General features: G+C 67.8%; 7 protein-coding genes and 1 pseudogene. 6 read left to right on the plus strand and 2 right to left on the minus strand.

Annotation, left to right across the window (positions count from 1 at the left end; genetic code table 11):
- Window positions 1-53: 53 nt before the first annotated feature.
- The gene (locus ACWEWT_RS35300; RefSeq protein ID WP_452565243.1) at window positions 54-2,090 is read right to left on the minus strand and encodes a glycoside hydrolase family 15 protein; all 2,037 of its coding nucleotides are present in this window, start codon (window positions 2,088-2,090) and stop codon (window positions 54-56) included.
- Window positions 2,091-2,093: 3 nt separating this feature from the next.
- A complete protein-coding gene (locus ACWEWT_RS35305) occupies window positions 2,094-2,756 on the minus strand; it encodes a class I SAM-dependent methyltransferase (RefSeq protein ID WP_452565244.1) in 663 nt (220 codons plus the stop codon).
- An 81-nt stretch (window positions 2,757-2,837) separates the two neighbouring features.
- On the opposite strand from ACWEWT_RS35305, the gene ACWEWT_RS35310 reads away from it, so the two are divergent.
- The 6 genes and pseudogenes from ACWEWT_RS35310 to ACWEWT_RS35335 form a co-directional block, all read left to right on the plus strand.
- Window positions 2,838-3,047, plus strand: coding sequence for a hypothetical protein (locus ACWEWT_RS35310; protein ID WP_452565245.1), 210 nt, complete (start codon window positions 2,838-2,840; stop codon window positions 3,045-3,047).
- A gap of 181 nt (window positions 3,048-3,228) precedes the next feature.
- On the plus strand, window positions 3,229-4,200 hold the full coding sequence (locus ACWEWT_RS35315) for a sulfate ABC transporter substrate-binding protein (RefSeq protein WP_452565249.1): 972 nt from the start codon (window positions 3,229-3,231) through the stop codon (window positions 4,198-4,200).
- Between the two features lie 165 nt (window positions 4,201-4,365).
- A complete protein-coding gene (gene cysT, locus ACWEWT_RS35320; RefSeq protein ID WP_452565250.1) occupies window positions 4,366-5,121 on the plus strand; it encodes a sulfate ABC transporter permease subunit CysT in 756 nt (251 codons plus the stop codon).
- Entirely contained in the window at window positions 5,118-5,924 is an 807-nt protein-coding gene (cysW, locus tag ACWEWT_RS35325; protein WP_452565246.1) for a sulfate ABC transporter permease subunit CysW, read from the plus strand. The genes cysT and cysW overlap by 4 nt, the downstream gene beginning before the upstream one ends.
- 298 nt (window positions 5,925-6,222) lie before the next feature.
- Window positions 6,223-7,215 carry a sulfate/molybdate ABC transporter ATP-binding protein gene (locus tag ACWEWT_RS35330; RefSeq protein WP_452565247.1) on the plus strand — a complete coding sequence of 331 codons (993 nt, stop codon included), beginning with the start codon at window positions 6,223-6,225 and terminating at the stop codon, window positions 7,213-7,215.
- 470 nt (window positions 7,216-7,685) lie between these two features.
- A pseudogene (locus tag ACWEWT_RS35335) lies at window positions 7,686-7,781 on the plus strand (helix-hairpin-helix domain-containing protein); the annotation flags it as partial.

Genomic DNA, 7,781 nt, shown 5'->3' on the forward strand with positions numbered 1-7,781 from the left:
GCGATGAGTCGGCATGCCGACGCGCACGGCCGGAGCGGAGGCGGAGGTACGCCTCAGCGGCGGGGGCGGCTGCGCCAGGGGGTGCCCGTAGTTCTCCCGTGGGCGGGGCGGAACATTCCGGCCGGCTGGGAGCCCTCGGCCCGGATCAGGTGGGTGACCGCGTTGATCAGCGCGAGATGGGTGAACGCCTGCGGGAAATTGCCCAGGTGCCGGCCCGTGTAGGGGTCGATTTCCTCGGCATACAGCTTGAGTGGGCTGGCGTGGGTGAGCAGCCGTTCGCACAGTCGCCGGGCCCGGGTGATCTCGCCGATCTCCACCAGTGCCGAGACCAGCCAGAACGAACAGATGGTGAAAGTGCCCTCGGTGCCGGATTGGCCGTCGTCGGTGGTCTCGGTCCGGTAGCGCAGTACCAGGCCGTTCTCGGTGAGTTCGTCGGCGATGCCGAGTACCGTGGCGCGCACCCGGGCGTCGTCCGGTGGCAGGAACCGGGTCAGTACCACCAGCAACAGGGAGGCGTCGAGGGTTGTCCCGCCGTACACCTGGGTGAAACGCCCGCGGTCGTCCACACCGTGCTTCAGTACATCGGCGCGGATCTCGCCGGCGATCCGGTGCCATTCCTTGGCTATATGGTTCTGACCGTGCAGTTCGGCGATTTTGGCACCGCGGTCCAGCGCCACCCAGCACATCACCTTCGACGAGGTGAAATGCTGGGGTTCGCCGCGAACCTCCCAGAGACTGCGGTCGGGACGGCGCCAGTTGTCGATCGCGGCGTCGACCTGGCGTTCCAGCATCGGCCACAGCGTCTCCGGTACATGCTGGCGTGATTTCACATGCAGGTAGACCGCGTCGAGCATGGTGCCCCAGATATCGTGCTGTTCCTGGTTGTAGGCGCCGTTGCCGATCCGGACCGGTCGGGCGTTGCCGTATCCGGAGAGGTGGTCGAGGGTGCGCTCGGTGATATCGCGTTCCCCGCCGATTCCGTACAACACCTGCAGCGGTACCGCCTCACCGTCGGAGCCGGTGGTGGCGTCGTGCAGGAAGGCGAAGAAATCGTCGGCTTCGCGGTCGAGACCGAGTGTGTAGAGACCCCACAGCGCGAAACTGGCATCCCGCACCCAGGAGTAGCGGTAGTCCCAGTTGCGTTCACCGCCGGGCGTTTCGGGTAGCGAGGTGGTCCCGGCCGCCATCAGGGCGCCGGTGGGCGCGTAGGTGAGGCCTTTCAGGGTGAGGGCGCTGCGCTGCAGATAGCGGCGCCAGGGGTGGTCCGGGAAATCGCCGAGGGTGATCCACTGCCGCCAGCATTCGACGGTCGTCCACATCTTGTCCGCGGCTTCGTCGAAGGTCTGCGGCGCGGGTATCTCCGACCAGGTGAGGGCGACATAGGCGCAGTCGCCTTCGCTCATCCGGGTGCGTGCCCGGGCCTCACGCCCCTCCAGGCCGAGCCGCAGATCGGTGGTGAGGGTGAGCGTCGGGCCGGCCGTCGGGTCGGCGGCACAGACCGCGGAGGCCTCTTCGTACACCTTGCCGGTGTACTCCCAGGTGGCCATGGCTCGGTGGTAGTCGAACGACGGTTCGCAGCTCAGCTCGAGTTCGACTGTGCCGCTGACACATTTGACCGTGCGTAGCAGCATGTGCGCGGCGTCCCAGTCGGTCGGGGTGCGCCGATGGGTGCGGCTGCGCTGGTCGGTGCTGTGCCAGGGACCCAGTACGAGTGCGTCCCGGACGATAAGCCAGCCCGTTTCGGTCTGCCAGGTGGTCTCCAGGATCATCCCGCCGGGCAGGTAACGGCGAGAGGCGGGCACCGAGCGTCCGTAGGGGCCGAGCCGGAAATGGCCGGCGCTGCGATCCAGGAGGGCACCGAACACACTCGGGGAATCCGGTCGCGGTACGCACATCCACTCCACCGACCCGTTGCTGGCGATCAGGCAGGTGGTCTCGCAATCGGAGAGGAAGGCGTAGTCGTCGATCGTCGGGAAATTGTTCCCCGGCGGTGGGGCCGCCGGGGAGTTGCCCGGTTTGCCTGCGGGTGACGCGTGCTCGGGACTCGGCATACCCCATGATGGGTCGCCGGGACCCGAGCCGTCCACCACAGGTCAGTCGGCGCGCCGGATCCGGGCCAGCCAGGCGGCGAGTTCGACCTTCCCGCCGGCATCGGGTGTGAGGTCGGCGGCCTGCCCGGCGACCGTCTCGGTGATCCGCCCGTAGTAGTGGTCCGGCCGCAGCTCTTCGAGCTCCCAGCCCGGCCCGGCGAAGGAGTCGCGGATCATATCCGCGCCGATCCGCGGGCCGAATCCCGGCTCGGCGTCGGAGAGCGCCAGGATGTGTACCCGACCGCCCGGTGCGCACAGGCGGTGCAGGGTGCGCACGTACTCGGCCCGGGCCGCGGCGTCCTCGACGAAGACGTGGAACAGCGCGCTGTCGACGATCGTGTCGAAGGTGCCCAGCGGGTTCTCCACGGCTCGGGCGAGGGCGACCATATCGGCCACCTCGAACCGCGCGTCCGGCACATTCTTGGCCGCGGCGTTGCGGCGGGCATAGGCGACCGCGCTCGGGGCGAGGTCCACCCCGAGCACGTCGTAGCCGAGGGCGGCGAGAACGATGGTGTGTTCCCCGGCGCCCGCACCCGGGTCCAGTACGCGGCCGCGGATCCGGCCGGTCCGTTCCAGTTCGGCGATCGCGGGCTGGGGCTCGCCGATGATCCACGGCGCGGTGTCGTTGTCGTAGGCGGAGTTCCATACCTCTGGTGCCTGTGTCATGGGTTCAGCCTGCAACCTGCAGCGGGGTTGAGGTCAAGACAGGTCGAGGTGGTCGGGGTGCGGTGTTCTACGCTGGTCGCCGTGGAGCGTATTGCCGACTGGTGGGACGGGTTCGAGATGTGGGTGGCGGGGCTGCCGTTCATCCCGCAGTTCCTCGTGGTCCTGGTGGGCATGGTGCCGATCAGTTTCGCGATCGCCTACCTCATCGACCGGGGGTTGCACGTGGCGGGCGCCGCACTGGGCCGCAACGAGACCGACGAAGACCGCGATACCGGAAACGGGGTGTGCTGATGCCGCGCTCACGGGTGCAGCTGGCGCTGCTGGCCCTGCTGGTACTGATCGTCGTCGCCTGGCTGTTCACCCGGTGAGCGGCGCGATCGCGCCGGCCGGTGGTGGGGCCTCGCCGGGGTTCGGTGTGCGGCGGCCGGTGCCCGGGCGTCATCGCCTGCTCGCGGTACTGCTCACGTTGCCGATGCTGCTGGCCGCGTGTGCCGGCGGATCCAGTGACGAGGTCGGCGGCGGCGGCGCCGACGGTAGCGGCGGGACGGTGGACCTGTACGCGTACGCGATCCCCAAGGCCGGTTACGACGAGGTGATCCCGGAGTTCAACAAGACCGAGGCCGGTGAGGGTGTCGAGGTACGTCAGTCCTACGGCGCGTCCGGTGACCAGTCCCGCAAGATCGCGCGTGGGGCCCCCGCCGATGTGGTGAGTTTCTCGCTCGAACCCGATATCACCCGGCTGGTCGACGCCGGGCTGGTGGATCCGGACTGGAACGCCGACGCCACCCGTGGTGTTCCGTTCGGGTCGGTGGTGGCGCTGGTGGTGCGGTCCGGGAATCCGAAGAACATCCGCACCTGGGACGATCTGCTGCGTCCCGATGTCGAGGTGGTGACTCCGAACCCGTTCAGTTCCGGTTCCGCGAAATGGAATCTGCTCGCTCCCTATGCCGCGGCCAGCGAAGGTGGGCGCAACCCGCAAGCCGGGGTGGACTACCTGAACCAGATGCTCACCCGGGTGCGCGTACAGCCGAAATCGGGCCGCGAGGCCACCGAGGCGTTCCTGCAGGGCACCGGCGATGTGCTGATCAGCTACGAGAACGAGGCGATCTTCGCCGAACGGCACGGCGACCCGGTCGAGCACATCGTGCCCGATACCACTTTCAAGATCGAGAATCCGGTCGCCGTCCTCGAACACGCCCAGCACGCGGCGAAGGCGATCGCCTTCCGCGATTTCCTCTACACGACCGAAGCGCAGCGCGCCTGGGCCGACGCCGGGTTCCGTCCGGTCGATCCGGGCGTGGCCGCCGAGTACACCGACGTGTTCCCACAGCCTCCGACGCTGTACACCATCGCCGACCTGGGCGGTTGGGCGACGGTGGAGGAGGAGCTGTTCGCTCCCGACTCCGGCACCATCGCCGTCGCCTACGACAAAGCGACCGAGTAGTCGGGTGACCCGGCCCACACGCGATACTCGATACTCGTGACCACCAGCCCCGCCACCGAGCCCGCGCCCACCGGTGCCGCCGGCCCGGACAGCTCCACCCGCCGGCCCCTCCGGTCCTGGCTGCGGTTCACCGGTTCGGTGGGACCGCTCGGTATCGCCACCGCGATGCTGTGGCTGAGCGTCATCGTGCTGCTGCCGCTGGCCGCGCTGACCTTCAGTGCTTTCGACGACGGCTGGTCCGGTTTCTGGGGTGCGGTCACCGATCCGCTGGCGCTGGCGTCGTTGCGGGTGACGGTGCTGGTCTCGGTGGTGGTCGCCCTGGTCAATGTCGTGATGGGCACCCTGATCGCCTGGGTGCTGGTGCGCGACGATTTTCCGGGCAAGGGTCTGGTGAACGCGCTGATCGATCTGCCGTTCGCGCTGCCCACGATCGTCGCGAGCATTGTGCTGCTGGCCCTGTACGGTCCGCAGAGCCCGATCGACGTCCACCTCAACGCCACCCGGCCGGGTCTGGTCGTGGCACTGGCGTTCGTAACCCTGCCGTTCGTGGTGCGGTCGGTGCAGCCGGTGCTCATCGAAGCCGATCGCGAGGTGGAACAGGCGGCGTTGTCGCTGGGCGCCGACAACTGGACGACCTTCCGCCGGATCGTCCTGCCGGCCCTGGCACCGGCCGTTATCAGCGGCGGCGGCCTGGCCTTCGCGCGTGCGATCGGCGAATTCGGTTCGGTGGTGCTGATCGGCGGCAATATCCCGCGCGAGACCCAGGTGGCCTCGCAGTACATCCAGCAGCAGATCGAGATCGACCGGCCGGTGAACGCGGCGGCGGTATCGGTGGCGCTGCTGGTGATCGCGTTCGTCGCGCTGCTGGTGCTGCGGGTGTTCGCCGAACGTACGGCGCGCAAGGAACGTGAGGCCCGATGAAGTTGTCCGCTCCCGGGAGACTCACGCTTCGCGTACTCGCCCTCGGCTACCTGTTCGTACTGCTGGTCCTGCCACTGGGGATCATTCTCTACCGGGCGTTCGGCCAGGGGATCGGCGCGTTCATCGACCAGATCAGTACGCCCGCCGCGATCTCGGCCTTCAATCTGTCCATGATCATCCTGGTGATCGTGGTGCCGGTGAACGTGGTCCTCGGGGTGGTGATCGCGCTGGCGCTGGTGCGTGGTGAATTCCCCGGCCGCCGGTTGCTCCAGGGCATCGTGGATCTTCCGTTCGCGGTGTCACCGGTGGTCGTCGGCGTCGCGCTGATCATGCTGTGGGGGGTGGACGGCTGGTTCGGCGCGATCACCGACTCCGGTTTCCGGGTGATCTTCGCGCTACCCGGCATGGTGCTGGCGACCATCTTCGTCACCATGCCGTTCGTGGTGCGCGAGGTGGAACCGGTACTGCACGAGATCGGCGACGACCAGGAGCAGGCGGCGGCGACACTCGGGGCTTCCCGCTGGCAGACCTTCTGGCGTATCACCGTGCCCGCGATCCGCTGGGGCCTCACCTACGGTGTGGTACTCACCGTGGCCCGGGCGCTGGGCGAGTTCGGTGCGGTGATCATGGTGTCCTCCGGGTTCCCCGGGGTCTCGCAGACGCTGACGCTGCTGGTGCACGAACGCTATATCAACGACCACAACGATTTCGGCGCCTACTGCGCCGCCACTCTGCTGATGGGCCTCGCACTCGTCACCCTGCTGTTGATGACACTCCTGGAACGCAAACGGGAGAAGTCATGATGCGATACCTCCGCCTTCGCTGCGGCCTCCGCGGGCCGCATGTGTCGGGTATGGAGGAGGTCCAGTGAGTGGTACTGCGATTACCTCGGCCTTCGCCGGGGTGTTTGCGGGCGGTACGGGTCGGATTCGAAGGCGGTTTCTCAGCGCGATACCTGAGTCTTCGTTGCGGTCTCCGCGGAGCGTATGCACCGGATTCGGGGGACATATCTGATGGGTTACCTGTGGCTTTGCTGTGGTGTCCGCGGGCTGCACGTGCCGGATTCGAGGGAGATGTGTTGATGTTTACCGGAGGCCGATCGTGATCACCGTGACCAACGCGCGTAAGAACTACGGTTCCTTCGCCGCGCTCGACGACGTCAGCCTGGACATCCCGTCCGGTGAGCTGACCGCGCTGCTGGGCCCCTCGGGATCCGGGAAGTCGACACTGCTCCGGTCGATCGCGGGCCTGGAGAATCTCGATTCGGGTGTGGTGACGATCGGTGGCCGGGATGTGACCCGGGTGCCCCCGCAGAAACGCGATATCGGGTTCGTCTTCCAGCACTACGCGGCCTTCAAACATATGACCGTCCGCGACAACGTGGCCTTCGGTCTGACCATCCGCAAACGGCCCAAACGGGAGATCGCCGACCGCGTGGACGAGTTGCTCGGCATCGTCGGCCTCGACGGATTCCAGCACCGGTACCCGGCCCAGCTGTCCGGCGGACAGCGGCAGCGGATGGCACTGGCCCGGGCACTGGCGGTGGACCCGCAGGTGCTGCTGCTGGACGAACCGTTCGGCGCACTGGACGCGAAGGTCCGCGCGGATCTGCGCACCTGGTTGCGTCGCCTGCACGAGGAAGTGCACGTCACCACCGTGCTGGTGACCCACGACCAGGAGGAAGCCCTGGACGTCGCCGACCGGATCGCGGTGATGAACGCCGGCCGGATCGAACAGGTCGGTAGCCCGGAGGATGTCTACGACCGGCCCGCCAGCGAATTCGTCATGTCGTTCCTGGGTGCTGTGGCCCGGCTCAACGGGCACCTGGTGCGCCCGCACGATATCCGCGTCGGCCGCGATTCGAATATGGCCCTGGCCGCCTACGAGGGCACCGCGGAATCGGCCGGGGTCACCCGGGCGACAGTCGAGCGGGTGGTCCGCCTGGGGTTCGAGGTCCGGGTGGAGATGCGCAACGCCGCCACCGGCGACCTGTTCGTCGCCCAGGTCACCCGCGGCGACGCCGAGGCCCTGCGCCTGGCCGAAGGCGAGACGGTCTACGCTCGCGCAACCCGCATCCCCGACCTGGGGAGTTGAGCTGTGTTTATGGCGCCGCCTCCGGCGTCGCGGGTGGGGGCTGTGTTTTTGGCCCCGCCTTCGGCGGGGCGGGGTGGGGCCCTATTAACCCCGGTTCTTCACTCCGGCGCTCAGTCGCTTCGCTCCTTCGCTCTGTCGCTCCAGAACCGGGGCGGGCCCCACCCACGAATGCTGACCGTCCGGGAGTGGACAAAGGGTGTGGGTCCGTATGCCGATGATCCGGAGTAGCGGTAGACGCGGGTTTCGTATGCCGACCTATCTGGAGCAGCGGAAACCGGCGGTCCGCATCCGGCCTTCTTGATCGGCAGCGGAACGTCGGGGTCCGGGGGGTTTCGCATGTCGACCCCCGGCGCAGCCAGAGACACGGGGTCCGCACTGCCGACCCACCCGAAGTAGCGGAAACCAAAAATCCGCACGCCGACCATCCGGTAGCAGAAACCAAAAACCCGCATGCAGGCCTCGACACACTCATCGCCGCCGCCCGGGACCGGCCGCTGTGGCGGGTCCTGGTCGCGCTTTCGATCCGGCATGTCGGACCTACCGCCGCGCGGGCGCTGGCTGCCGAA

The sequence above is a fragment of the Nocardia sp. NPDC003963 genome (assembly GCF_053605105.1).